Consider the following 25,550-nt stretch of genomic DNA (forward strand, 5'->3'; position numbering starts at 1 on the left):
TATGAAATTTGTAGCAACTGATAAGGCAGCCGCAGCAATCGGACCGTATTCACAAGGTGTCGTAACCGGCAAGATGTTCTATAGTTCAGGACAGATTCCGTTGACGCCTGCGGGTGAAATTGCAGGACACTCAATCGGAGATCAGACCCATCAGGTTTTCGCCAATCTGAAAGCGGTGCTGGCTGAAGCGGGCTCGTCATTGGAACAAGTTGTGAAAACGACGGTGTTCATCAAGGACATGAATGATTTTGCGGAGCTGAATGAAATCTATGCTTCTTATTTCGGGGACCACAAACCGGCACGCTCGACTGTCGAAGTGGCACGTTTGCCGAAAGATGTAAAAGTGGAAATCGAAGTCATCGCCGAAGTTAATTGATGTGAGGAAAGCTGCCTGTAAAGGGCGGCTTTTTTTATTGTCCGGATTCCAGCTGCGCGGCAAAGAGCGCCACTCCGCCGATCCGTCTTCTGCCTGTCGAGGCTGAGCGGGCGCTGTCGCTTTTCTTATCATAAAAACAAAATATTCTAATAAATTTTGTAATTTTTGAAGGAGATTAGTCCTGAGTAGCGAATAACATAAAATAGCTCCAAAAATAAGCTCCAAAACTACATCTTAGGGGAGAGGTGATGAGAATGGAAGTAACTGATGTGAGGTTGAGACGTGTTCAAACGGAGGGCCGGATGAGAGCAATCGCTTCCATCACCCTGGACAACGAATTTGTTGTACATGATATTCGGGTGATCGATGGAAATGATGGGCTCTTTGTGGCAATGCCGAGCAAAAGAACACCGGATGGCGAATTTAGAGATATAGCGCATCCAATCAATTCAGGAACACGCAACAAACTTCAGGAAGCTGTACTGGCTGCCTATGAACAAAGTGAGAGTGATCCCGTTTTTGAAGAAGCGGGTGTATAAGCAGAAGAGACAAAAGAGCCTGACGCAGCATCCGGGCTCTTTTTTGATTTGAACAGAATTCGATAAATGCTGAACAGCCGTTTCCGCTTTTCGTTTTCGTCACCGTATTGTAATGCCCCCGAACCTTGAAAAATCAGGCTTTTTCCGATATAGTTAAGAAGGCTGAAACAGCTCAACAGTTCCTGGAGCCGATCCGGAAACAGGAAACTGAAGCTTATATAGAGAGAAAAGCAAATGCCGCAATGGCTTTTTTTTGCGCTCATACGCAGAAGCGTTGCGGTTAAGAATACATTTCACTAAAAAATTGACGGATGGAGGGATCGGTATATGACAAGTACATATGCGGTAATACTAGCGGCCGGACAAGGCACGCGCATGAAATCGAAATTGTATAAAGTGCTGCATCCTGTCTGCGGCATGCCGATGGTTGAGCATGTGACAAACAATGTCACACAGCTCGGCGTGGAGAAAATCGTGACGATTGTCGGACACGGAGCAGAAAAAGTAAGAGAGCAGCTTGGTGACAGCAGTGAATATGCGCTGCAGGAAGAGCAGCTCGGAACGGCGCATGCGGTTCAGCAGGCGTCCTCGCTGATTGAAGGCAAGCCGGGCACGACATTGGTGGTCTGCGGAGATACGCCGCTGATCCGTCCGGAGACGATGCAGGCGCTTCTTGACCACCATAAAGCGACGGCTGCGAAAGCGACAATCCTTACAGCTTTGGCTGACAACCCGACAGGCTACGGGCGCATCATCCGCGACGATAGCGGCCAGGTAGCCAAGATCGTCGAGCAAAAAGATGCATCGGCAGAAGAGCAGCAAGTCAAAGAGATCAACACAGGTACATATTGTTTTGACAATGAAGCCTTGTTTGACGCATTGAAGCTGGTATCGAATGACAACGTACAGGGTGAATATTATTTGCCGGATGTCATTGAAATCCTTCAGAAACAAAATGAAACCGTGGCAGCACACGCGACAGACAGCTTTGAAGAAACGCTTGGCGTCAATGACCGTGTAGCTTTGAGCCAGGCGGAAAGCATCATGCGTGCCCGCATCGCTGAAAAACATATGCGGAACGGCGTGTCGATCATCGATCCGTCATCCACATATATCAGCGCGGAAGCCCAAATCGGAGCAGATACAGTGCTGTATCCGAACGTCATGATCGAAGGTCCTGCAATAATCGGCGAAGATTGCTTTATTTCTTCGAACAGCCGCATTGTATCGAGCACGATCGGTGACCGCACGGAAATTCGTTCTTCCGAAGTCTACGATAGCGTGATCGGCACAGATACGAACATCGGGCCTTTCGCTCACGTCCGTCCGGACAGCAACCTCGGCGACAAAGTGAAAATCGGTAACTTCGTCGAAGTGAAAAAAGCGGTGCTTGGCAACGGCAGTAAAGTTTCGCACCTCAGCTATATCGGAGATGCGGAAGTGGGCTCAAACGTCAACATCGGCTGCGGCACGATTACGGTCAATTACGACGGTAAAAATAAACATCTTACGAAAATCGAAGATGACTCCTTTATCGGCTGCAACTCGAACCTCATTGCTCCGGTTACCATCGGCAAAGGGTCTTACGTAGCGGCAGGCTCGACAATTTCCAAGGATGTTCCTAATGACGCCCTCGCAATTGCGCGTGCGCGTCAGGAAAATAAAGATGGCTATGCGTCAAAACTAAACGTAAAAAAATAGGAGGTATACCTTAATGGGGTATCAAAATGCAGACAGCAAACTGAAAATCTTTTCATTGAATTCAAACAGGGAATTGGCAGAGGAAATTTCAACGCACGTTGGAATTCCACTCGGAAAGAGTTCAGTTACACACTTTAGCGATGGAGAGATCCAGATCAATATCGAAGAGAGTATTCGCGGATACGATGTTTTCATCGTTCAATCCACTTCTCAGCCAGTCAACGAGAACCTGATGGAATTGCTGATTATGATCGATGCGGTCAAACGCGCTTCAGCACGTACAGTCAATGTGGTCATCCCATATTATGGCTATGCCCGCCAGGACCGTAAAGCACGTTCGCGTGAACCGATCACGGCGAAACTGGTGGCGAATCTTTTGGAGACAGCTGGAGCTACTCGTGTAGTTGTACTGGATCTGCATGCACCTCAAATTCAAGGCTTCTTTGATATTTTGATCGACCATTTAGTGGCAGTACCATTACTGTCGGAATACTTCCTGAACGAAAGCGGCATCGACCTTGAAAATGTCATCGTCGTATCACCTGACCACGGCGGTGTGACACGCGCACGTAAAATGGCAGATCGCCTGAAAGCACCGATTGCCATCATCGATAAACGCCGTCCGCGCCCGAACGTTGCTGAAGTGATGAATATCGTCGGTAATGTAGAAGGCAAAACAGCCATCATCATCGATGACATCATTGATACAGCAGGCACGATTTCAATCGCTGCCAGTGCATTGATCGAAAGTGGGGCAAAAGAAGTGTACGCTTGCTGTACGCATCCGGTCCTGTCCGGGCCTGCCGTTCAGCGCATCAACGATTCCGTCATCAAGGAATTGATCATCACGAATTCCATCGCGTTGCCGGAAGAGAAAAAATCACCGAAGATCAAGCAATTATCTGTAGCGAAATTATTGGCGGAAACCATCGTTCGTGTGCACGAACAAAAATCAGTCAGCACGTTGTTTGATTGATTCTTTAATCCCCCGCCCTCTAAAGTTTAGGGTTTGACTGTAACGGGTATACACTGATTATGGACATTTACAAAACTTGGAGGATGAAATAACTATGGCTATTAAGATGAAAGCACTGAAAAGAGAAAGCGGAACACCGCATTCGGCATTGACAGAACTTCGCACGAAAGGTGACGTTCCAGGAGTCGTTTACGGCTACCAGGCTGAAACGACACCACTTACCGTATCGGAAAAAGATCTGATCAAAACTTTGCGTGAGTCAGGACGCAATGGTGTTATCAGCCTTGAACTGGATGGCACGAATTTGAATGTGGTTTTAAATGATTATCAAATGGATGCGTTAAAAGGCAATTTCAAGCACGTCGACTTTTTAGCGATCAACATGAGTGATGAGCTTGAAGTAGCGGCGACTGTCCACCTGATCGGTGAATCACCGGGTGAAAAAGAGGGCGGCGTTGTGAACCAGCCGAACCGTGAAGTGAACATCAAAGTCAAGCCTTCGGATATTCCGGATGCGCTTGAAGTGGATGTAAGCAAACTTGAAATCGGCGATACACTTACTGTAGGCGATATTCGCGGCACTGTTTCCTATGAGCTTCTTGATGAAGATGATTTCATCCTGGTATCTGTTACAGCACCACGTACACAGGAAGAAATGGATGAGCTTGAAGAAGTTCCTGAAACAGAAGGCGCTGAGCCGGAAGTTGTCGGTGGCGACGAAGCCGATAAAGAGTAATTCGTTCGAAATGACAATAAAAGAAACGGGGGCTGTCTGCAGACAGCCCCCATTTTTTCATTACCAGGCGCATATGGTAAAATAGAGAGCAGTGAACAGCAAAGGACGAGTTGCGATGAAATTGATAATAGGCCTGGGGAATCCAGGAAAAGCTTATGAACAAACACGGCACAACATCGGTTTTCATGTCATCGATCATTTGGCAGCAAAATGGAATGCGCCGCTTACACAGGCGAAATTCAAAGGGATGTATTCTGTCATCCACCGGCCGGAAGGCAAAGTGATGCTGTTGAAACCGTTGACGTATATGAATTTATCCGGCGAAAGTGTCAGTGCCATAATGGATTATTACGATATCGGGATAGAGGACATCACGGTGATCTACGATGACCTGGATCTTCCGACCGGACAATTGAGGCTGCGCCAAAAAGGCAGCGCCGGCGGGCACAATGGCATCAAATCATTGATCCAGCACTTAGGGACGCAAAATTTCAACCGGATTCGGATCGGCATCAGCCGCCCGCCTGCCGGGATGAAAGTTCCTGATTATGTATTGTCCCGATTTTCAAAAGAGGAAAGTGCAGATATGGCGGATGCAGTCCAAAAATCTGCAGATGCTTGCGAATTTTGGCTTTCTAAACCGTTTATCGAAGTAATGACTAAATTTAATGGAGCATAGATCTGCTTTGGCGCACAACGGCGTCCAGAGCTTTTTTCTGTTTCCCGGGAAGGAGGAATCTTCATGAATCATATATTGCAGGCGTTTTCAGAGGATTCACATGTTCAAAAGTTAATTGCCGATTTGAAGAAAGGGCAGGACCAACAGCTGGTTTCAGGTTTATCCGGCAGCGGACGCACTGTATTCTACCGCACCCTTTACGCACAGCTAGACGAACCGATGCTGATTGTCACGCCAAATTTACTGCATGCTCAGCGGGTTTACGATGATTTGGTGAAATTAATGGGGGAAGAGCTTGTTCATTTATATCCGGCTGAAGAATTGATTGCGGCGGATGTTTCGTTTTCAGGGCCTGAACTCCGTTCTCACCGGATTGATACCCTCGATCATATGGCAGGTACCGGCAAAGGCATCTATATCACACCTGTAGCAGGTATGCGGAAATTATTGCCTTCACGTGAACAATGGGAAGCATCGACTTTGCGAGTGAACGACGGAGATGAGCTGGATGCGGAGAAATGGCTGCTGAAATTAGTGGCGATGGGTTATTCGCGCACGACCATGGTGACGGCACCGGGGGAATTTGCCCTGCGTGGCGGCATCCTCGATATTTATCCATTGAATTTTGAACATCCGGTGCGCATTGAGTTATTTGATACTGAAGTCGATTCGATCAGGCTTTTCAATGCGGAAGATCAACGTTCGTTGAAGAAAATCACGTCACTGTGCATTCTGCCTGCCAACGAACTGGTTCTCGACCGGTCGCAGCGAGCGGTACTTGCAGACCGTATTGCAGACCAATTGGCCATTACACTAAAGAAAACAAAGGCTGACGATACGAAAGAGTTACTGCTTCAAACAATCCAGCACGATATCGATATCCTGCGCCAGGGCGATATGCCGGATCAGGCAGCAAAGTATGCTTCACTGGTTCCGACACAAACAGCTTCTTTGAGTGATTATTTCCCGGGAAATGGTTTTATTTTCTTTGATGAATTGGGCCGTATTCAGGAAATGACAGAAACATTGGAACGGGAGGAAGGCGAATGGATCGTTTCCTTGCTTGAAGAAGGGAAGTTTCTTCAGGGAGTCAGTCTGTCTTATACATTCCGGGAAGTGATCAGCCGGGCCACGCAGAAGACCACGTACCTTTCTTTATTTGTCCGGACTTTCCCAATGGTTTCCATTAAGAAGTCGGTTGCCTTCTCCAGTAAGCCGATGCAGTCTTTCCATGGTCAGATGAATTTATTGAAAGCGGAAATGGAACGCTGGGTGTTAGGGAAATTCCGTGTTTTCGTCATCGCGGACGGAGAAGAGCGCTTGCGGAAAGTACGATCGGTTCTGGAAGATTATGGTATAGAAGCGGAGATTCTAATGGACACAACTTCCGTGCAACCCGGTAAGGTCTATTTGGCGAACGGCGATCTCGGCAACGGTTTTGAAATGTCGCTGCAGCGTTTCGCAGTCATCACCGACTCCGAATTATTCAAACAGCAGCCGAAGAAAAAGACGCGGGCACAGAAACTGACGAATGCCGAGCGCATCAAGAGCTATTCAGAAATAAAACCGGGCGACTATATCGTCCATGTCCACCACGGGATCGGGCGTTATGTCGGCATTGAGACGCTTGAAGTAAAAGGCGTCCATAAAGATTACCTTCATATCGTCTATAAAGCGGACGATAAATTATTCGTGCCGGTCGATCAGATCGACCTGATCCAGAAATATATCGCATCGGAAGAAAAAGAACCGAAACTCCATAAAATGGGCGGCGCTGAGTGGAAGAAGACGCGGGCGAAAGTGTCGAAAGCGGTTCAGGACATTGCCGATGACCTGATCAAACTGTATGCCGAACGGGAAGCGCTGAAAGGCTATGCGTTTTCAAAAGAGCAGGATATGCAGCGGCAGTTTGAAGCGGAATTTCCGTACGATGAAACGGTGGATCAGCTTCGTTCCATCAATGAAGTGAAAAAAGATATGGAAAAAGAACGCCCGATGGACCGGCTGATCTGCGGCGATGTCGGCTACGGCAAAACGGAAGTCGCCATCCGTGCCGCTTTCAAAGCGGTACTTGACGGCAAACAGGTGGCATTCCTTGTGCCGACGACGATTCTTGCGCAGCAGCATTTCGAAACGATGAGTGAACGTTTCAAGGATTATCCGATCGAAGTCGGCCTCATGAGCCGTTTCCGTTCGAAAAAACAGCAGACGGAAACCGTCAAAGGCCTGAAAAACGGCTCGGTTGATGTGGTTGTCGGGACGCACCGCATCCTGTCGAAAGATATGCATTATAAAGATCTCGGTTTATTGATCATCGACGAAGAACAGCGTTTCGGGGTGACCCATAAAGAAAAGATCAAGCAGATGAAGACGAATGTCGACGTCCTGACGCTGACGGCGACGCCGATTCCGCGTACCCTTCATATGTCGATGATCGGCGTACGGGACCTGTCCGTCATCGAGACGCCGCCGGCAAACCGTTTCCCTGTGCAGAGTTATGTCATGGAACAGAACGGTGCGCTCGTGCGTGAAGCGATTGAGCGTGAAATGGCGCGCGGCGGCCAGGTGTTCTATCTCTATAATCGTGTACAGGACATGACGAGAAAAGTGGAAGAGCTTCAGCAATTGGTGCCGGAAGCACGCATCGGCTACGCACACGGACAAATGTCCGAAACGGAACTGGAATCGATCATCCTCAGTTTCCTGGACGGCGATTACGATGTGCTGGTGACGACCACCATTATTGAAACGGGCATCGACATCCCGAACGTCAACACGCTGATCGTCGAAAACGCCGATCGCATGGGCTTGTCCCAGCTGTATCAATTGCGGGGGCGCGTCGGGCGTTCCAGCCGCGTCGCATATGCCTATTTCATGTATCAGCGCGATAAAGTGCTGACGGATGTAGCGGAAAAACGCCTCATGGCCATCAAAGAATTCACGGAACTCGGATCCGGTTTTAAAATCGCCATGCGCGATTTGACCATCCGCGGCGCTGGAAATCTGCTCGGTTCCCAGCAGCACGGCTTTATTGACTCCGTCGGTTTCGATCTTTACTCGCAAATGCTGGAAGAAGCGATTGCAGAACGTCAGACCGGCGTCAAAAAAGAGCCGGTGCAGGAAATCGAAATTTCGCTCGATATCGATGCTTATATTCCGGATTCCTATATCAATGACGGTTACCAAAAGATTCAAATGTATAAACGCGTTAAGGGCATCGATGAAGTGGAAGAAGTGTCGGAGCTGCAGGATGAACTGATCGACCGTTTCGGCGATCTGCCGCTTGAAGCGGACCGTCTGCTCCGCATTGCGCTCATGAAAGTGTGGGGACGCCAGGTGGGTGTCGAATCGATCAAACAAAATGGCAAAATCATCACCATCCGGCTCAGCGAAAAAGGTACAGCCGCTGTCAATGGCGGCAAACTGGTCGAAGAATCTGCCGCCTTCGGACGCGCAGTCGGCTTCTCCATGTCCGGCCAGCAGCTCGTCATGACAATCGATGAAAATAAAACCGCTAAACACCATCCTTTCGATGTACTGGAAGGCATGATGAAATTATTGCCGGAATCGCTCCGGGAAACAGAAGCGGCAAATTAAAGAGATAGATGAAATGGGTGAATCCGGTTGAACACAGAAGGTGCGATGAAATCATTTATGAAAGGCGCTGTCCTTTTGACGCTCGCCGGGCTGATCGTAAAAATACTCAGTGCCGTTTACCGCGTGCCGTTCCAGAATATGGTCGGGGACCAGGGCTTTTATATTTACCAGCAGGTCTATCCGTTTATCGCGGTGTTCGGTGTCTGGACTTCCTATGGCTTTGCCGTTGCCGTCTCCAAAATGCTGGCGGATTCCCAAAAGGGGGAACATCGGGCGATTTTCCGGATCGCTTTCTGGACAATCGCCATCCTTTCGCTGCTTATTTTCGGCCTGCTTTTTGCCGGGGCGGATTTATTGGCAGCATGGATGGGGGATGCCCGGTTGAGTGCCTTGCTGAAAGTCGGTTCATTTGCGGTGCTGCTGATGGCGCCGCTCGCAGTGATGAAAGGATCTTTTCAGGCGGGCAGCTTCATGCAGCCGGTAGCCTATGCCCAGGTGATGGAGCAGGCGGTCCGGGTGACCATTATCTTAGTCGGCACCTGGATCGTGGTGACGCAAGGATTTTCATTGTATACGGCAGGCCAGACCGCCATGCTCGGGGCAGTCGCAGGCGAACTTGCTGCGGTCGGGCTGCTGATTTATTATGTCAATAAACATGTAAGCAATGTTCCGGAGCCGGTGGCGCTTCCTGTATGGCCGACTGTCAAAAAGATGCTGGCCATCAGTTTGAGCGTCAGCATGAGTTCGCTGATCCTGCTCATTTTCCAGATGGCTGATTCGTTTACGATTTTTCGTTTGTTGGAAGATAGCGGGATCGGCACAATGGAAGCCATGGAAAAAAAGGGCATCTATGACCGGGGCCAGCCTCTCGCGCAATTCGGCTTGCTTGTAGCGACTTCGCTCGCGCTGTCGATTGTGCCGCTGGTTGCGCAGATGCAGCGGAAAAGAAATGGCCGTTCAGCAGAACTGTATGCAAAACTCGCTTACCGGATTTCATTGCTGTTCGCTGTAGCCGCAGCCGCCGGATTGACGTTCGTCATGCCTTATGTCAATGAAATGCTGTTTCAGACACGGGATGAATCTGCAGCGCTGGTCGTTTTCAGCTGGCAGATTGTCTGGATGTCGCTGCTGCTCATTTTGACGGCGCTGCTTCACGGCATCGGTAAAGTGAAGGTGCCTGCGCTTCTGATGGCAGGCGGCCTCTTCGTGAAAATAATGGGCAACTGGCTGCTGATTCCGCTCTATGGTGTCATGGGCGCCGCGTTGGCAGGGAATCTGGGCCTTGCATTTATTGTTGGGGGCCTGCTTCTTTACTTCAAGAAAATCTGGCCTCTGCGATTTGCACCTGCTCAATTTTACGCCTGGCTGGCATTGGCATCGGCCTCGATGGGAGCAGTGGTGGTCATCTGGGCCGTCGCTGCGGACACCGTCGTATTCGCTGCATTGCCGGGCCGTTTCGGCTCAGCGCTGACAGCTTTGACAGCGGTGCCGCTCGGTGCGGCAGTATTTCTCGCACTTATTGCCAAAAGCCGCATCATTACAGAAAGACAATGGTATGTCATGCCGTTCGGCCGGAAAATGGCCAAACTGCAATTGATCCTCAATTCAAAGAAAAAAGGTGATGGACGATGAAGAAGATTCACATCATCGGTCTCGGTGCTGGAGATCTCGACCAGCTGCCGCTCGGTGTCTATAGAAAATTAAAAAATGCGGAGCGGCTATACGTCCGTACCGCTGACCACCCTGTTCTCGCTGAATTGGCGAAAGAAGGGCTTACTTATGAAAGTTTTGATGCTGTTTACGAAAAGCATGACGATTTCGCTCCCGTGTACCGCGAAATTGCAGATACGCTGATTCAATTGTCGGAAGAAGGCACCGTCACGTATGCGGTGCCGGGCCATCCCCTTGTAGCAGAGCAGACCGTCCAGCATTTGATCGAAGCTGAGAAATCCGGCCGCTGCAGTCTGATGATAGAAGGCGGCAGCAGTTTCCTGGATTCGATTTTCGGTGCTCTCCGCATTGATCCGATCGACGGTTTTCAATTGGTCGATGGGATGACAATGAAAAGCGATTATTTGAATATGACGCAGCATATCCTGATTGCCCAAATTTACGATACGTTCACCGCATCGGAAGCGAAATTGACATTGATGGAAAAATATCCGGATGATTATCCCGTCACGATTGTCACCGCAGCGGGCTCAGCTCAGGAGCAATTGCGGACTGTGCCGCTCCATGAACTGGACCGCGCGGCTGAAATCGACAACCTGACGACCGTGTATGTGCCACCGGCAATGGATGCGCAACAGCGCTTGAAGGAATGGCAGACATTCCGCGAAGTCATTGCGACGCTTCGCAGCCCGGACGGCTGCCCGTGGGACCGCGAACAGACGCATGAAAGCCTGATGCCATATCTATTGGAAGAAGCGCATGAATTGCTGCAGGCGATTGAGGAGCAGGATGACGAGGCCATTGCGGAAGAGCTGGGCGATGTTTTATTGCAAGTGTTTTTGCACACGCAAATCGGCCAGGACAATGGATATTTCCAACTTGAAGATGTGCTCGAATCGATCAGCGCGAAAATGATCCGGCGCCATCCGCACGTTTTCGGAGACGCGAAAGTCGAGGGTTCGGACGATGTGGTCAGCAATTGGCAAGCGATTAAAGCACAGGAAAAACCGGTGGGTAATTCGCTGCTGGACGGTCAGGACCGTTTCAGTTCGTCCTTGACGACCTCTTATAACTACCAGAAAAAAGCCGCAAAAGTCGGGTTCACATGGCATGATGCAGAAGGCGCCTGGCAGAAATTCGAAGAAGAACTGCAGGAATTCAAGGTTGAGCTGGCGAATGGTTCCAAAGAAGAGCAGCTCGATGAACTGGGCGATTTGCTGTTCACGCTTGTCAATATCGCCCGGTTCCATGATTTATCGCCGGAGCAGGCGATGGTCCAGGCAAACCGCAAATTCCGCGGCCGTTTCGGATTCGTAGAAAAGAAAGTGAAAGAAGGAACCGGCAGCTTCATCGATTATACACTGGACCAGCTGGATGGTTTTTGGAATGAAGCCAAGCGATTGGCAAGAAAGGGAGAGTAATTATGCGCCTCGATAAATTTTTGAAAGTTTCCCGGCTGATCAAACGCCGGACATTGGCAAAAGAAGTGGCCGACCAGGGCCGTATCACCGTAAATGGCAATAAAGCAAAAGCCAGTTCAGTCATCAAGGAAAATGATGAACTGCAGATCCGTTTCGGCCAGAAAGTGGTCACCGTACGGGTGGATATGCTGAAAGAAAACGCACGTAAAGAAGAGACGGCCAATATGTATACGATCTTGAAAGAGGAAAAGCTTGAAAAGATCGAACCTGAATTCATCGATGACGAAACGTAAGAGTTGCGTCATCAGGTTTATTTTTGAAGAATTGCAAAAACCTCTTATATAAGTAAGGGTTTTCAGGTATAATGGCATCAACGTAAGCGAAGGGGGAAACAAGTCATGAGTTTGAAGAGAGAAAAGTCCACCGCCGCTCCGGAAGTCGCTTCAATACAAAATGACTATGTCCGCTCGGTGGAACGCAAGGAAAAAAGACAGATGGCGCATAAAGTCCGCCTGTTCAGAAGGCTGGCTGTTTTCGGGCTCGTGGTGATGCTCGCAACCATCTGGATCGGGACAACGATTTATGCGCAGTCGCAGACATTGACTGAAAAAGAGCAATTGCGTGAAGAAGCGCAGCTTGCCCTGAAAGACGTCAAGAAAGAGCAAGTGAAATTACAGGAGCAGATTATTCTGCTGAATGATGATGAATACCTGGCGAAACTGGCGAAGAAGGAACTGTTCGTTTCGGAAAACGGGGAAATCATTTTTACCTTGCCTGAAAAGTGAAGAAAAAAAGGGTTAAAAAGAGTAGTCAGTTGACACTCTTTTTTTCATGGTTATAATTAAAAGTGTGACGGCAAACCGTTACCATAACTTAATGGCTTGATAACAGGCCATCTTAATTTTTAAGGAGGAGCATTTTTTTTATGTCGATTGAAGTAGGCAGCAAGTTAGAAGGTAAAGTTACAGGTATTACAAATTTTGGAGCGTTCGTTCAGCTTCCAACTGGTGCTACAGGCCTCGTGCATATTAGTGAAGTCGCCGACAACTATGTAAAAGACATCAACGATCATTTAAAAGTTGGGGAAATGGTTGAAGTGAAAGTGATGAATGTGGAAGCTGACGGCAAAATCGGCCTTTCCATTCGCAAAGCAAAACCACAGCCGGAAGGCGCACCACAACGTCCAGATCGCCCACAACGTCCACGTCCAAGCAATCGTTCGTTTGACCGCGCACCAAAAGAGAACTTTGAAACAAAAATGGCGAAGTTCCTGAAGGACAGCGAAGAAAACATGACGACTTTGAAGCGTGCTACAGAATCCAAGCGTGGCGGCCGAGGTGCAAAAAGAGGCTAACTTGCTAGCTGTTTTAATGGCATGGAAAAATGCTTCAGCTCAGCTGAAACATATTTGATAATGGAACGCTTCTCAACTCGGGAAGCGTTTTTTTATAATAAAATTCCTGCTGGAGAGTGATGATGAGGATGGAAAAAGAACAATTGCTGGAAGCTTTTACGGAATACGAAGTTTATTTGGCTTCATTGAATACGCGCATTGAAACTGATCAAGCGGCGCATGAACCGATAGCGGAAGGAAAATGGTCAGTTTCGGAAATCATCGCACATCTCGGGGCTTGGGACCGGTTCATGAGGGAGGAACGTCTTCCGTTCATGACAGAAGGCGCGGAAATCCCATCGATGCCGGATGTGGATGCGTTCAATCGGCAGGCTGTCGAGAATGTCAAAGATGGAGAATTTCCTCCGATCCTTGCGAACGCTCAAAAACAGCGTGCTTTATTGGCCAAAGCGATTGAAGAAATGGATGCGGGCGCTTATAAAGCTCCATTTACAGTCGAGAGACATCAGACAAATGCAGCCGAATATTTTGAAGGGCTCCTGTCGCACGACGCCCATCACCGCCGGCAGATTGATACTTTTTTAGAGAAATAAGGCATAAAAAATAAGCGTCCCCGCGAAAGGGACGCTTATTTCTATAAGATGGCGGCAGAGGGGATCGAACCCCCGACCTCACGGGTATGAACCGTACGCTCTAGCCAGCTGAGCTACGCCGCCTTGTTGAAACGGACATTTCATATCATACTATAGGATGTGAAAGAAAGTCAATTACCAATTTGAAAAAAATCGGCAACCTTTTTAGAAGAAAACCCGCCACGGTAATGGAGGAGGAACAAGNTGTTGAAACGGACATTTCATATCATACTATAGGATGTGAAAGAAAGTCAATTACCAATTTGAAAAAAATCGGCAACCTTTTTAGAAGAAAACCCGCCACGGTAATGGAGGAGGAACAAGTGAAGAATTTCCATGAACAGATAGCCGATTACCAAACCAGACATAAACTCCTGGAACCTGGAGACCGTGTGCTGATCGGCTGCTCGGGAGGGATCGATTCGATGGTGCTGCTGCATTACCTCAAATCCCAGGAAAAGGAATTGTCAATTACAGTGGAAGCGGTCCATGTCAATCATATGCTGCGGGGCGATGAATCGGCCGAGGACCGGCTTTTCACGGAACGCATGTGCAGCGAATGGGGCGTTACCTGCCACAGCCGCGATATTCCGATTCCCGCAATCCTTGAAGCCGGGGGCGGCAATAAACAGCAGATCTGCCGACAGGAAAGGTATCAATTTTTTGGAGAAATGATGTCAGCCACCGGGGCTTCGAAATTTGCGACTGCCCATCATGCTGATGATCAGCTCGAGACCATCCTGCTGTCGGGGCTGCGGGGCACGCTGCAATCCGGTTCATTCGGCATGCCGTCCAGCCGTCCTTTCGAAGGCGGCATGCTGATCCGGCCGCTTCTGGCGGTCACCAAGCAGGAGATTGCTGCGTATGCAGAGGCCAACCGCATCCCGTTCCGGGAAGACCCAAGCAATGCAGAGAATACCTATACACGGAACCGCATCCGTAAAAATGTCGTACCCGAATTAAAAAAAGAAAACGCTGACGTATCGAAACAGTTTGTGGAATTATCTGAAAGCCTGCAGGAAGATCAAAAATTTCTTATGGAGCTGGCACAGGAAAAATTGGATCACCTCATTTCTTCCGAGGGGCCCGAATTTTCATTGTCAGCCGAAAGCTTCAGATCCCATGCATCCGCTTTACAAAAAAGAATGGTTCTACTACTATTAAACTATCTATATGGCAGGGAGCAAGTAATTGTCACAAGACAGCTTGCCGAACAAATGCAGGAGATGATGCAAAGTTCATCGGGCACTGTTTTCCTGCATTTGCCGCAGCATTATAGAATGGTCCGGCAATATGATCGTGTGTTATTCAGCCGCCGCAATTTACTGGCCGCCCCTGAAGGATTCCCTTTGCAGATTTCGGAGGACTGGTCGGCGGCAGTGAATAATTTTCGTTACAGGCTGGTGCCGATCCATCAGTTCAAAGAACAGGAAGGTGCCAGTGCATGGTATTTTTCTGAATCAGCCGAACCCCTGCTGCAGATCCGCAGCAGGCTGCCGGGGGATCGGATTCACTTGCCCGGGATGATCGGTTCCAAAAAAGTGGCGCGGCTCATGATTGATGAAAAAGTGCCTGCGCCGCTCCGCAAAGATTGGCCCGTCATTACTGACGGCAAGGGGGAAATTTTGCTGGTGCCGGGTTTACGCCCGTCCCTGCATATCAGCCGCTCCCCCCGCCCGCAGGATAATTGGGTGCTGGCAGAACAAAATTGTGAAAATCGCTAAAGCGAAATATAGGAGGTCCACTTATGTTGCAGAAAGACATCGAAGAAATATTAATCTCTGAAGAACGGCTTCAGGAGAAAGCCCGTGAACTGGGAGAAATCCTGACGAACGACTATAAGGATAAGTATCCGTTGGCCATTGGCGTATTAAAAGGTGCGATGCCATTTATGGGAGACTTGATGAAACGCTTTGACGGCTATGTCGAAATGGATTTCATGGATGTTTCCAGCTACGGCAACGCCACTGTTTCTTCAGGGGAAGTTAAAATCATCAAAGACCTGAACGCCAGCGTAGAAGGACGCGACCTGTTAATCATCGAAGATATCATCGACAGCGGACTGACGCTCAGCTATCTGGTGGACCTCTTCAAATACCGCAAAGCGAATTCGATAAAAATTGTCACGCTCTTGGATAAGCCGAGCGGCCGGAAAGTGGATTTGAAAGCAGATTATATCGGCTTTGAAGTGCCGGATGCTTTCGTAGTCGGATACGGTCTTGACTTCGCGGAAAAATACCGTAATCTGCCGTACATCGGCGTTCTCAAGCCTGAAGTTTACAGCGACGACACAGAATAAGCATATATAATTCACGAATATTCGATTTAACTCGTTGGACGAGTGCTTATCGTTGTGTGCTTAAATGTTCCTATGTTAGTATTTAGTATAGTTTTGGGAAACTTTTTGAGGAGGCTTGGGATGAATCGGATATTTCGATACACCATATTTTATTTACTGATTTTCCTAGTTATTATCGGTATTCTGGGGACATTTAATAATAGTGGACAACCTACTGAAGATATAGGATATAACGAATTTTTACAGGCACTGGAATCCGGACAGATCAAAGAAGTGACCATTCAGCCGACGTCCATGGTTTATCAGGTGACTGGGTCATTGGATAATTACGATGAGGATCAATCGTTCGTAACGAACATTCCTCTGGAAAACGAAGCGTTGATGAACCAGATCGATGAAGTCGCAAGAGCTGATGGTGCTGAGATCAACTATCTCGAAGCGCCGCAGACGAGCGGTTGGGTTTCATTCTTCACTGGCATCATTCCCTTCATCATCATCTTCATCCTTTTCTTCTTCTTGCTGAATCAGTCACAAGGCGGCGGAGGCGGCCGTGTGATGAACTTCGGCAAAAGTAAAGCGAAGCTGTATGACGATCAGAAGCAGAAAGTGCGCTTTGATGATGTAGCTGGAGCGGATGAAGAGAAACAGGAACTTGTTGAAGTTGTTGATTTCCTGAAAGATCCGCGCAGATTCGCTGACATCGGTGCACGCATACCAAAAGGGATCTTGCTTGTCGGACCTCCGGGTACCGGTAAAACATTGCTTGCCCGTGCGGTTGCTGGAGAAGCGGGTACGCCGTTCTTCTCAATCAGTGGTTCAGATTTCGTGGAAATGTTCGTAGGGGTCGGGGCATCACGTGTCCGTGACCTGTTCGAAAACGCCAAGAAAAATGCACCATGTATCATTTTCATCGATGAAATCGATGCAGTTGGACGTCAGCGTGGCGCAGGCCTCGGCGGCGGACACGACGAACGTGAACAGACATTGAACCAATTATTGGTTGAAATGGACGGGTTCGGCGCCAACGAAGGTATCATCATTATTGCAGCGACAAACCGTCCGGATATCCTGGACCCGGCACTTCTGCGCCCTGGCCGTTTCGACCGTCAGATCACAGTTGGCCGCCCGGATGTAAAAGGACGCGAAGAAGTATTGAAAGTGCATGCACGCAATAAACCGCTTGACGAATCTGTGGATATGAAAGCTATCGCTCAGCGTACTCCAGGATTCTCGGGTGCAGATTTAGAGAACTTGCTGAACGAGGCGGCACTTGTTGCAGCCCGCCGCAATAAACTCAAAATTGATATGTCCGATATCGACGAAGCAACGGATCGTGTAATTGCCGGTCCTGCCAAAAAGAATCGTGTCATTTCGAAAAAAGAACGAAATATCGTCGCTTACCACGAATCAGGCCACACAGTCATCGGTCTGGTTCTGGATGATGCCGATATCGTTCATAAAGTAACAATCGTTCCTCGCGGACAAGCTGGCGGATATGCGGTCATGCTTCCAAGAGAAGACCGTTACTTTATGACGAAACCTGAATTGCTTGATAAGATTGCCGGATTGCTCGGCGGCCGTGTTGCCGAAGATTTGACTTTCGGGGAAGTTTCAACCGGCGCCCATAACGACTTCCAGCGTGCAACGGCTATCGCCCGCAGCATGGTGACGGAATATGGGATGAGCGATAAGATCGGACCGATCCAATTCGGTCAGGCACAAGGCGGAAATGTTTTCCTTGGCCGCGATTTCAACTCAGAGCAAAATTATTCAGACGCCATCGCTTTTGAAATCGATCAGGAAATCCAGCGCATCATCAAAGAGCAATACATCCGCACAAAAGAGATTCTTACCGAGAACAAGGATCTTCTCGAATTGCTTGCGCAGACATTGCTTGAAGTTGAAACACTGGATGCCGCTCAAATCCAGCATTTGAAAGAGCACGGCACACTGCCGGAGCGTTCATATGAAGCATTGAACGGCGATTTCGAAAATGAAAATAAAGAAGTCAATCTGGAAAAAGAACCGGAAACTCCTGATGTAACAGGAGCTCCGAATGACCCTTCAGCTGGAGACCTTCCGAGTGAAGACTCATCAACGGAAGTTAAAGGTCCTATCCAGGAAGATCGCAAATAATAGATTGAAAGCTGACTGCCCGGTTCCTAAAAGGAAAAGGCAGTCAGCTTTTTTTCTTTCACTTGAAACTATGGTATGATATTTTGGAAAATTGCAGATAAATGGGGAACGCAAAATGATTCTTGCAATGGATATCGGAAACAGCAATATTATGATGGGAATTTACAATCAGGGCGACTTGACCCATCATTGGCGGATGGAAACAGACCGTCATAAAACAGAAGACGAATATGGCATGCAGGTCAAAGCTTTTCTGGCTGACGCTGGATTACAGTTTTCTGAAGTCACGGGCATCATCATGTCGTCTGTCGTACCGCCAATCATGTTTGCACTTGAACGGATGGCGTTAAAGTATTTCGGATTGAAACCGCTCGTTGTCGGTCCAGGACTGAAAACTGGATTGAACATCAAATACGATAACCCGCGGGAAGTCGGCGCTGACCGGATCGTCAATGCCGTAGCAGCTATCCATGAATACGGCGGTCCGCTGATCATTGCCGATTTCGGCACGGCGACCACTTATTGTTACATCAATGAAGCACATCAGTATATGGGTGGTGCCATTGCTCCCGGCATTGGCATTTCCACAGAAGCGCTTTACAGCCGTGCCGCAAAATTGCCGCGCATTGAAATTGCCCGGCCGGACAGCATCATCGGCAAAAATACGGTTTCCGCTATGCAGGCTGGCATCGTCTACGGTTTTGTCGGACAGGCGGAAGGCATCATCACGCGGATGAAAATGGAAAGCAGGGAAGTGCCGACTGTCATCGCGACAGGCGGAATGGCATCTTTGATCGCAGCCGAATCAAAACTGATCGACAAAGTGGAGCCGTTTTTAACTTTAAAAGGTTTATATTTAATTTATAAACGCAATGAAGCTTAACAGGAAAGGGAGATTCGAATGGCAGATTATTTAGTGCGGGGGCTTGCTTTTGATGGCAGCATCCGTGTATTCGCGGTGGATAGTACCGAAACTGTGGGGGAAGCACAAAAGAGGCATAAGATGTGGCCGACCGCTACAGCTGCAGTTGGACGTTTGATGACTGGCGGCGTCATGCTCGGCGCAATGCTGAAAGGCGACGACAAAGTCGTATTGAAAATTGATGGCGGAGGTCCGCTTGGCCCGGTTCTTGTCGACAGCAATGCGAACGGCGGCGTGCGTGGCTACGCAAAAAATCCGCAAACGCATCTTGACCTTAATGCCAAAGGGAAATTGGATGTCGGCGGCGCAGTCGGCACAGATGGAATGCTTTCCGTCATCAAGGATCTCGGGATGCGTGATTTCTTCACCGGCCAGAGTCCAATTGTGTCTGGAGAAATTGCAGAAGATCTTACTTATTATTTTGCTGTTTCTGAACAGGTTCCGTCTTCAGTCGGACTCGGGGTATTGGTGGATACGGATAATTCGGTGCTCGCAGCTGGAGGTTTTATCGTACAGGTGATGCCGAACGCGGAAGAAGAAGCGATTTCAAAACTCGAAAATCGGTTAGCATCCATTGAGCCGGTTTCAAAAATGATTCAGCGCGGCTTAAGTCCGGAAGCGATCCTGAATGAAATCTTCGGTGGAGACAATGTTGAAATCCTGGATAGAATGCCGGTGAAATTTGAATGCAATTGTTCCAAGGAACGGTTTGCCGAAGGAATCATGGGACTCGGTGCCGAGGAAATCGGACAAATCATCGATGAAGAAGGCAAAGCCGAAACACAATGCCATTTCTGTCTTGAAACCTATAACTATTCAAAAGAAGAACTGGAAGCGATGATCGATGAGCTACAGGCGTGATGACAGGGATGTCCGCATAGCAACAAGTGATGCGGGCAGACCCAGAAGAAGATTGAAAACAAAACCATTGATGATTCTGCTGCTGATCCTGTTTGTGGGAAATCTGTTGTGGTTCATCGCTTGGCTCATTCCGAACAATCCGGAGGGCGATGAAGAAGTGGCTTCTGTAGACGGCCAGGAAATCACTCGCCAGGAATGGATGGCCGCAATGGAAGAGCAGCATGGACGTGAAACTTTGCTTGAACTCGTGAATTTGAAAGTCATGGAAACAGCTGCAAAAGAATACGGCATCAAAGTCAGCGATAAAGAAATCGATCTGGAGCTGGCGATGATGCGTTCGGCACGGGACGGCAGCGAGGTGATGCTTTATTCCTCGGATACTGAACATATGCGGGAAAAAGTGAAAGCACAGTTGATCCTCGAAAAGGTGCTGACCAAGGATATCGTGATTGAAGATGCAGCAATCGAAACTTTTTATCAGGAAAATCAGGCGCTTTACGACGTTCCGGATTCGTATAGGACCCGGATGATTGTGTTGGAGACGACACAGGAAGCGCAGGGGGTTATAGAAGAACTCGGAAACGGTTCGTCATTTGAGGCCCTGGCGCGGGAGCGGTCGGTGGATACCGCCACCGGCAGCCTGGGCGGTGACATTGGCTATATTGTACCGGGTCAATCCACAATCGATACGGCGATATCAAATGCCGTATCCGGAGTTGACGTGGAGGGCTGGTCCGAACCGCTGACATTGGCCGATGGCCGGGCGGCAGTAATCACAGTCACTGAAAAAGCGGAAGGCAATACGTTTACATATAAAGATGTGGAAGGCCATATCAGCCGTGAACTGGCGCTGGAACAATTGCCGCAATCGGTGACGCCTGAAGCTTTCTGGCAGGAATTCGATACCGAATGGTTTTATGGCGAATAAACCTGCAGGCCAATCCTGCCGTTTGACACTATGGGCAAAACATTGATACGATATATTAATGAAATGCCGATTAAACTACTAGGGATTAGGAGTGTTGAAAATGGCTCGTATTGCAAATGATATTACAGGTTTGATTGGACAGACACCTATCGTCAAACTAAACCGTTTAACTGGTCCGGAGGATGCAGAAGTATATCTGAAACTGGAGTATTTTAACCCGGGAAGCAGCGTAAAAGACCGGATTGCCTTGGCTATGATCGAGGCGGCTGAAAAGTCCGGCGATTTAAAAGAGGGTGATGTCATCATCGAACCGACGAGTGGCAACACAGGGATCGGTTTAGCGATGATTGCAGCTGCCAAAGGCTATAAAGCAGTATTGGTAATGCCCGATACGATGAGTATGGAACGCCGTAACCTCCTTCGTGCATATGGAGCTGAACTTATTTTGACTCCTGGAGCGGAAGGGATGAACGGCGCTATCAAGATGGCGGAAAAACAAGCAGCTGACAACAACTGGTTCATGCCGCAACAATTCAATAATGAAGCGAATCCGGAAGTGCATCGCCTGACGACCGGCCCTGAAATCGTTGAAGCGATGGGTGACCAATTGGATGCATTCGTGTCAGGTATCGGTACTGGCGGAACGATTACTGGTGCAGGCCAGGTTTTGAAAGAGAAATATCCGAACATCCTGATTGCTGCAGTTGAGCCGACTGATTCACCGGTGTTATCGGGCGGTAAACCCGGCCCGCATAAAATCCAGGGAATCGGTGCAGGATTCGTTCCGAATGTATTGGACACGGAAATCTACGATGAAGTGATCCAGGTTTCAAATGAACAATCCTACGATACTGCCAGAAAAGTTGCCCGTGAAGAAGGCATCTTGGGCGGTGTTTCTTCTGGAGCTGCCGTATACGCGGCGCTGGAGCTGGCGAAACGCCTTGGCAAAGGTAAAAAAGTGCTCACTGTTCTTCCTTCCAACGGAGAGCGTTACCTGAGCACACCGCTCTATCAATTTGAAGAGAATAACTGAGAACCATCTTAAGGGACATGCCGGCGCATGTCCCTTTTTTGTGTGAAAAAAGAACTTTTCGCGTTAAGATGTAGTTATGGATTATTTCCCGGGAAATATCAATTACTTTATTTAAATGGGCGGTGTTGATTTTGGACATGAAGCTGGATGAAAAAACATTGGTGATGGGTATTTTGAATGTCACCCCGGATTCGTTTTCTGATGGGGGCAAATACAACTTTGTGGAAAATGCTGTAAAACGTGCGGAAGTGATGACGGCACAAGGGGCAGATATTATCGATATAGGGGGAGAATCCACTCGTCCTGGCCATGAACAGGTCTCCATAAAAGAGGAAATCAGCCGCGTGGTGCCTGTTATCAAGGCGATAAAAGAACGGTTAGATGTCACCATTTCCATCGACACCTATAAATCTGCGGTCGCAGAATCGGCACTGGCTGCCGGTGCTGACATTATCAACGATATCTGGGGAGCGAAATACGATCCTGCCATAGCAGAAATGGCAGCAAAATATGAAGTCCCGATTATATTGATGCATAACCGCAACGATACGGCATATACTGATTTTTGGACTGACGTTAAACTGGATATGGAAGAAAGTGTTCGGATTGCCGTGGCTGCCGGTGTGAGAAAAGAAAAAATTTGGCTCGACCCTGGCATCGGATTTGGAAAGACCACGAGCCAGAATATCGAAATGATGCAATTATTGGATCAGTTTGCAGAACTCGGCTATCCGGTTTTATTGGGAACCTCCCGCAAGTCGATGATCGGAAAAGTGCTGGACCTTCCTGTTAGCGAACGGCTTGAAGGGTCGCTGGCTACAGCTTGTTACGGAGCGTTAAAAGGATGCGCCATTGTCCGCGTCCATGATGTGAAAGAAACAGTGCGGGCGTTAAGAATGATGGATATATTGAATGGCAAAGTGAAATATGAAGGGGTGGAATGATGGATTATATTCATTTGAACGAGATGGAATTCTATGGTTACCATGGCGTTTTTCCGGAAGAGACAAAGCTTGGCCAGCGTTTCAGGGTGACGGTTTCATTGGCTGTAGATTTGAAGAAAGCCGGTGACACAGATGCCTTGGAGCACACTGTCCATTATGGAGAGGTCTATAATACATGCAAATCGATTGTCGAAGGCGAGCCGAAAAAATTGCTCGAAGCTGTGGCGGAAAACCTGGCTGCCCGAATTCTGTCCGCTCATCCTTTAGTAAAAGGCATTCGAATCCACCTGATAAAACCCGATCCGCCGATTCCAGGCCATTATAAATCGGTGGCGGTGGAGATCACTAGAGGAGAGTTCATATGAATAGAAGCTTTATATCGCTGGGTTCAAATATGGGTGATCGCCTGGAGATGCTAAAGCAAGCGGTGCGCCTATTAACGGAGCATTCTTCTATTGAAGTTTCCAAAGTTTCTTCTATATATGAAACGGCTCCTGTCGGTTTCACCGAACAAGAGGCTTTTCTGAATATGGTTATTCTAGTTCATACCGATCTTTCTGCTCCGGCCCTGCTAGATGTTTGCCAGGAAATCGAAAGGAAGCTGGACCGGAAACGCGAAATAAGGTGGGGTCCTCGAACGATAGATTTGGATATTTTATTGTTTAATCAAGACAGAATGGATTCGGAAAGACTCACCATCCCACATCCGCGTATGCATGAGCGAGCATTCGTGTTGGTGCCTTTACTCGAAATTGATGGTGCGCAGGACTTTATTGAACCTCAAAGGGAAGGCATTGAAATATGGAGGACTTACAATAGCGTCGATTCATTTGTCTCTGAAGAATAGAAGCGTGATCAAAAGTCCTGATCCGATGGATATTTGCAGGTTATAGGACTTTCATTGAACAATTGATTTTCAGCTGTCATCTTTTTGACAGCGTTTTTTATGTAGCATGCAGAGAAATTGTGTACAATAGATAAATACACGAATGAGCGTGGTTTTAATAAATGAAGGAGTGTAGAGAATGTCAGAAGAGTTAAACGATCAATTATTGGTGAGACGCCAAAAAATGCAGAATTTCCGTGACCACGGAATGGATCCTTTCGGTAAACGATTTGAACGCACACATTTGTCAGAAGATGTTGTGCAGCAATATGAAGGCTTTTCAAAAGAAGAGTTGGAAGAAGCTGGCCATGAAGTAGTGATTGCTGGACGTATAATGACAAAGCGAGGCAAAGGTAAAGCTGGCTTTGCCCATCTTCAGGACCTGAAAGGGCAAATCCAGATTTATGTCCGTAAAGATGCTATCGGGGAAGAAGCATACAATTTCTACAATACAGCCGACCTCGGTGACATTATAGGTGTCAAAGGGACAGTTTTCAAAACGAATGTCGGTGAATTATCGGTAAAAGCAAAAGAGGTTGAGTTTTTAACAAAGGCTCTGCGCCCGTTACCTGAAAAGTTCCACGGACTAAAAGATATCGAACAACGCTATCGCCAACGTTATTTAGACCTTATTACAAGTGAAGAAAGCAAAGAGACTTTCATTCTTCGCAGCCGTATTATCCAAGCGATGCGCCGTTACTTGGATAACTTAGGATTCCTTGAAGTGGAGACGCCGATGCTGCATTCAATTGCTGGAGGAGCGGCGGCACGTCCATTTGAAACTCACCACAATGCTTTGGACATGGAGCTTTATATCCGAATCGCAATTGAGCTGCATTTAAAACGTCTCATTGTCGGCGGATTGGAAAAAGTGTATGAAATTGGCCGGGTATTCCGTAATGAGGGGATCTCGACTCGCCATAATCCTGAATTTACCATGCTGGAACTATATGAAGCCTATGCAGATTACAACGATATAATGGAGCTAACAGAAAACCTGGTCGCTCATGTAGCCCAAGAAGTATTGGGTAAAACCACTGTCAGCTATAATGGGGAAGAGATTAATCTGGCACCGGGCTGGAAACGTCTTCACATGGCGGACGCTGTAAAAGAATACGTCGGGGTGGATTTTTGGAAGGCAATGACTAAAGAAGAAGCTCAAGCCCTTGCTAAAGAACACAATATCGAGATAAAGGATACAATGGAAGTTGGCCATATCTTAAATGAATTCTTTGAGCAGAAAGTCGAAGAGCAACTGGTTCAGCCTACATTTATCTTTGGCCATCCAGTCGAAATATCTCCTCTTGCCAAGAAAAATCCGGAAGACGAACGTTTCACTGACAGATTTGAATTATTCATTGTCAGACGCGAGCATGCAAATGCCTTCACTGAATTGAACGATCCAATCGATCAAAGACAAAGATTCGAAGCTCAATTGATTGAAAAAGCTGAGGGCAATGATGAAGCACATGAAATGGATGAAGACTTTATAGAAGCGCTTGAATATGGAATGCCTCCAACTGGGGGTCTAGGAATAGGGATCGACAGATTGATTATGCTATTAACGGATTCTGCTTCGATTAGAGACGTTCTTTTATTCCCGCAAATGCGCCCACGGGAGTAACTTAATAAAGGGTAAAAAGAGCTCAGTATTAAACTGAGTTCTTTTTTAAAAATAATAGTTGTTTTCTAAAGTGTAAGGTGATATACTAATTCTTGTCGCGTTTTTGATTTGTTTAAAGGCTCGAAAAAATAATAAATTTAATCGTTGACATTCATTAAGGGAATTGGTAATATTGAAAAGTCGCTGTTTCACATAACAGCTTAAACATTTGAACCTTGAAAACTGAACAGCAAAA

The 25,550-nt window shown here is 47.8% G+C and carries 24 protein-coding genes and 1 tRNA gene; 24 read left to right on the forward strand and 1 reads right to left on the reverse strand.

What is annotated here, in order from left to right; translation table 11 throughout:
- The first annotated feature begins 1 nt into the window (after position 1).
- The 13 genes from IQ294_RS15580 (at position 2) to IQ294_RS15640 (ending at position 13,643) form a co-directional block, all read left to right on the forward strand.
- Positions 2–376, forward strand: a complete 375-nt coding sequence (locus IQ294_RS15580; RefSeq protein ID WP_203334970.1) for a RidA family protein — start codon at positions 2–4, stop codon at positions 374–376.
- A gap of 254 nt (positions 377–630) precedes the next feature.
- Complete coding sequence (spoVG, locus tag IQ294_RS15585; protein WP_203334971.1) at positions 631–915, forward strand: septation regulator SpoVG; 285 nt, start codon at positions 631–633, stop codon at positions 913–915.
- Between the two features lie 327 nt (positions 916–1,242).
- Complete coding sequence (glmU, locus tag IQ294_RS15590; protein WP_203334972.1) at positions 1,243–2,616, forward strand: bifunctional UDP-N-acetylglucosamine diphosphorylase/glucosamine-1-phosphate N-acetyltransferase GlmU; 1,374 nt, start codon at positions 1,243–1,245, stop codon at positions 2,614–2,616.
- A gap of 13 nt (positions 2,617–2,629) precedes the next feature.
- Entirely contained in the window at positions 2,630–3,592 is a 963-nt protein-coding gene (locus IQ294_RS15595) for a ribose-phosphate diphosphokinase (protein ID WP_203334973.1), read from the forward strand.
- A 94-nt stretch (positions 3,593–3,686) separates the two neighbouring features.
- The gene (locus IQ294_RS15600) at positions 3,687–4,328 is read left to right on the forward strand and encodes a 50S ribosomal protein L25/general stress protein Ctc (RefSeq protein WP_203334974.1); all 642 of its coding nucleotides are present in this window, start codon (positions 3,687–3,689) and stop codon (positions 4,326–4,328) included.
- Positions 4,329–4,443: 115 nt separating this feature from the next.
- Positions 4,444–5,007, forward strand: a complete 564-nt coding sequence (pth, locus tag IQ294_RS15605) for an aminoacyl-tRNA hydrolase (protein WP_203334975.1) — start codon at positions 4,444–4,446, stop codon at positions 5,005–5,007.
- 63 nt (positions 5,008–5,070) lie between these two features.
- Entirely contained in the window at positions 5,071–8,604 is a 3,534-nt protein-coding gene (mfd, locus tag IQ294_RS15610) for a transcription-repair coupling factor (protein ID WP_203334976.1), read from the forward strand.
- A 27-nt stretch (positions 8,605–8,631) separates the two neighbouring features.
- The gene (locus IQ294_RS15615; RefSeq protein ID WP_349291378.1) at positions 8,632–10,236 is read left to right on the forward strand and encodes a putative polysaccharide biosynthesis protein; all 1,605 of its coding nucleotides are present in this window, start codon (positions 8,632–8,634) and stop codon (positions 10,234–10,236) included.
- Entirely contained in the window at positions 10,233–11,696 is a 1,464-nt protein-coding gene (gene yabN, locus IQ294_RS15620; RefSeq protein WP_203334977.1) for a bifunctional methyltransferase/pyrophosphohydrolase YabN, read from the forward strand. Before IQ294_RS15615 ends, yabN begins: the two co-directional genes overlap by 4 nt.
- A gap of 2 nt (positions 11,697–11,698) precedes the next feature.
- Positions 11,699–11,989, forward strand: a complete 291-nt coding sequence (locus IQ294_RS15625) for an RNA-binding S4 domain-containing protein (RefSeq protein WP_203334978.1) — start codon at positions 11,699–11,701, stop codon at positions 11,987–11,989.
- Positions 11,990–12,094: 105 nt separating this feature from the next.
- A complete protein-coding gene (locus tag IQ294_RS15630) occupies positions 12,095–12,481 on the forward strand; it encodes an FtsB family cell division protein (RefSeq protein ID WP_203334979.1) in 387 nt (128 codons plus the stop codon).
- A 140-nt stretch (positions 12,482–12,621) separates the two neighbouring features.
- A complete protein-coding gene (locus IQ294_RS15635; protein WP_203334980.1) occupies positions 12,622–13,050 on the forward strand; it encodes a S1 domain-containing RNA-binding protein in 429 nt (142 codons plus the stop codon).
- A 122-nt stretch (positions 13,051–13,172) separates the two neighbouring features.
- A complete protein-coding gene (locus tag IQ294_RS15640) occupies positions 13,173–13,643 on the forward strand; it encodes a DinB family protein (RefSeq protein WP_203334981.1) in 471 nt (156 codons plus the stop codon).
- 49 nt (positions 13,644–13,692) lie between these two features.
- Here IQ294_RS15640 and IQ294_RS15645 read toward each other — a convergent pair.
- A tRNA-Met gene (locus tag IQ294_RS15645) sits at positions 13,693–13,766 on the reverse strand.
- Between the two features lie 239 nt (positions 13,767–14,005).
- On the opposite strand from IQ294_RS15645, the gene tilS reads away from it, so the two are divergent.
- The 11 genes from tilS (at position 14,006) to lysS (ending at position 25,315) form a co-directional block, all read left to right on the forward strand.
- A complete protein-coding gene (tilS, locus tag IQ294_RS15650; RefSeq protein ID WP_349291379.1) occupies positions 14,006–15,406 on the forward strand; it encodes a tRNA lysidine(34) synthetase TilS in 1,401 nt (466 codons plus the stop codon).
- A 23-nt stretch (positions 15,407–15,429) separates the two neighbouring features.
- Positions 15,430–15,981, forward strand: coding sequence for a hypoxanthine phosphoribosyltransferase (gene hpt, locus IQ294_RS15655; RefSeq protein WP_203334983.1), 552 nt, complete (start codon positions 15,430–15,432; stop codon positions 15,979–15,981).
- A gap of 120 nt (positions 15,982–16,101) precedes the next feature.
- Positions 16,102–18,117 carry an ATP-dependent zinc metalloprotease FtsH gene (gene ftsH, locus IQ294_RS15660; protein WP_203334984.1) on the forward strand — a complete coding sequence of 672 codons (2,016 nt, stop codon included), beginning with the start codon at positions 16,102–16,104 and terminating at the stop codon, positions 18,115–18,117.
- Between the two features lie 115 nt (positions 18,118–18,232).
- Entirely contained in the window at positions 18,233–19,000 is a 768-nt protein-coding gene (locus IQ294_RS15665) for a type III pantothenate kinase (RefSeq protein WP_203334985.1), read from the forward strand.
- Positions 19,001–19,018: 18 nt separating this feature from the next.
- Positions 19,019–19,900: an Hsp33 family molecular chaperone HslO gene (hslO, locus tag IQ294_RS15670; protein WP_203334986.1), complete on the forward strand. Its 882-nt coding sequence runs from the start codon at positions 19,019–19,021 to the stop codon at positions 19,898–19,900.
- A complete protein-coding gene (locus IQ294_RS15675; protein WP_203334987.1) occupies positions 19,884–20,828 on the forward strand; it encodes a peptidylprolyl isomerase in 945 nt (314 codons plus the stop codon). Before hslO ends, IQ294_RS15675 begins: the two co-directional genes overlap by 17 nt.
- Before the next feature lie 100 nt (positions 20,829–20,928).
- Positions 20,929–21,861: a cysteine synthase A gene (gene cysK, locus IQ294_RS15680; protein WP_203334988.1), complete on the forward strand. Its 933-nt coding sequence runs from the start codon at positions 20,929–20,931 to the stop codon at positions 21,859–21,861.
- 137 nt (positions 21,862–21,998) lie between these two features.
- The gene (folP, locus tag IQ294_RS15685; RefSeq protein ID WP_203334995.1) at positions 21,999–22,805 is read left to right on the forward strand and encodes a dihydropteroate synthase; all 807 of its coding nucleotides are present in this window, start codon (positions 21,999–22,001) and stop codon (positions 22,803–22,805) included.
- Complete coding sequence (gene folB / locus IQ294_RS15690; RefSeq protein ID WP_203334989.1) at positions 22,805–23,170, forward strand: dihydroneopterin aldolase; 366 nt, start codon at positions 22,805–22,807, stop codon at positions 23,168–23,170. The genes folP and folB overlap by 1 nt, the downstream gene beginning before the upstream one ends.
- Positions 23,167–23,652 (forward strand): 2-amino-4-hydroxy-6-hydroxymethyldihydropteridine diphosphokinase, encoded by a 486-nt coding sequence (folK, locus tag IQ294_RS15695; protein WP_203334990.1) that lies wholly within the window; start codon positions 23,167–23,169, stop codon positions 23,650–23,652. Before folB ends, folK begins: the two co-directional genes overlap by 4 nt.
- A 178-nt stretch (positions 23,653–23,830) precedes the next feature.
- Entirely contained in the window at positions 23,831–25,315 is a 1,485-nt protein-coding gene (lysS, locus tag IQ294_RS15700) for a lysine--tRNA ligase (RefSeq protein ID WP_203334991.1), read from the forward strand.
- The last annotated feature ends 235 nt before the right edge of the window (positions 25,316–25,550 follow it).

The sequence above is a fragment of the Planococcus beigongshangi genome (assembly GCF_016820495.1).
In the GTDB taxonomy this organism is placed as follows: Bacteria; Bacillota; Bacilli; order Bacillales_A; family Planococcaceae; genus Planococcus; species Planococcus beigongshangi.

What these genes read in the sequence shown, in the direction of transcription:
- hpt (WP_203334983.1), top strand. Translation starts at nt 15,430, where the DNA reads ATGTTGCAGAAAGACATCGAAGAAATATTAATCTCTGAAGAACGGCTT.
- IQ294_RS15595 (WP_203334973.1), top strand. Translation starts at nt 2,630, where the DNA reads ATGGGGTATCAAAATGCAGACAGCAAACTGAAAATCTTTTCATTGAAT.
- yabN (WP_203334977.1), top strand. Translation starts at nt 10,233, where the DNA reads ATGAAGAAGATTCACATCATCGGTCTCGGTGCTGGAGATCTCGACCAG.
- IQ294_RS15665 (WP_203334985.1), top strand. Translation starts at nt 18,233, where the DNA reads ATGATTCTTGCAATGGATATCGGAAACAGCAATATTATGATGGGAATT.
- lysS (WP_203334991.1), top strand. Translation starts at nt 23,831, where the DNA reads ATGTCAGAAGAGTTAAACGATCAATTATTGGTGAGACGCCAAAAAATG.
- cysK (WP_203334988.1), top strand. Translation starts at nt 20,929, where the DNA reads ATGGCTCGTATTGCAAATGATATTACAGGTTTGATTGGACAGACACCT.
- IQ294_RS15675 (WP_203334987.1), top strand. Translation starts at nt 19,884, where the DNA reads ATGAGCTACAGGCGTGATGACAGGGATGTCCGCATAGCAACAAGTGAT.
- IQ294_RS15640 (WP_203334981.1), top strand. Translation starts at nt 13,173, where the DNA reads ATGAGGATGGAAAAAGAACAATTGCTGGAAGCTTTTACGGAATACGAA.
- hslO (WP_203334986.1), top strand. Translation starts at nt 19,019, where the DNA reads ATGGCAGATTATTTAGTGCGGGGGCTTGCTTTTGATGGCAGCATCCGT.
- IQ294_RS15630 (WP_203334979.1), top strand. Translation starts at nt 12,095, where the DNA reads ATGAGTTTGAAGAGAGAAAAGTCCACCGCCGCTCCGGAAGTCGCTTCA.
- glmU (WP_203334972.1), top strand. Translation starts at nt 1,243, where the DNA reads ATGACAAGTACATATGCGGTAATACTAGCGGCCGGACAAGGCACGCGC.
- mfd (WP_203334976.1), top strand. Translation starts at nt 5,071, where the DNA reads ATGAATCATATATTGCAGGCGTTTTCAGAGGATTCACATGTTCAAAAG.
- IQ294_RS15625 (WP_203334978.1), top strand. Translation starts at nt 11,699, where the DNA reads ATGCGCCTCGATAAATTTTTGAAAGTTTCCCGGCTGATCAAACGCCGG.
- IQ294_RS15580 (WP_203334970.1), top strand. Translation starts at nt 2, where the DNA reads ATGAAATTTGTAGCAACTGATAAGGCAGCCGCAGCAATCGGACCGTAT.
- folP (WP_203334995.1), top strand. Translation starts at nt 21,999, where the DNA reads ATGAAGCTGGATGAAAAAACATTGGTGATGGGTATTTTGAATGTCACC.
- ftsH (WP_203334984.1), top strand. Translation starts at nt 16,102, where the DNA reads ATGAATCGGATATTTCGATACACCATATTTTATTTACTGATTTTCCTA.
- IQ294_RS15600 (WP_203334974.1), top strand. Translation starts at nt 3,687, where the DNA reads ATGGCTATTAAGATGAAAGCACTGAAAAGAGAAAGCGGAACACCGCAT.
- folB (WP_203334989.1), top strand. Translation starts at nt 22,805, where the DNA reads ATGGATTATATTCATTTGAACGAGATGGAATTCTATGGTTACCATGGC.
- folK (WP_203334990.1), top strand. Translation starts at nt 23,167, where the DNA reads ATGAATAGAAGCTTTATATCGCTGGGTTCAAATATGGGTGATCGCCTG.
- spoVG (WP_203334971.1), top strand. Translation starts at nt 631, where the DNA reads ATGGAAGTAACTGATGTGAGGTTGAGACGTGTTCAAACGGAGGGCCGG.
- pth (WP_203334975.1), top strand. Translation starts at nt 4,444, where the DNA reads ATGAAATTGATAATAGGCCTGGGGAATCCAGGAAAAGCTTATGAACAA.
- IQ294_RS15635 (WP_203334980.1), top strand. Translation starts at nt 12,622, where the DNA reads ATGTCGATTGAAGTAGGCAGCAAGTTAGAAGGTAAAGTTACAGGTATT.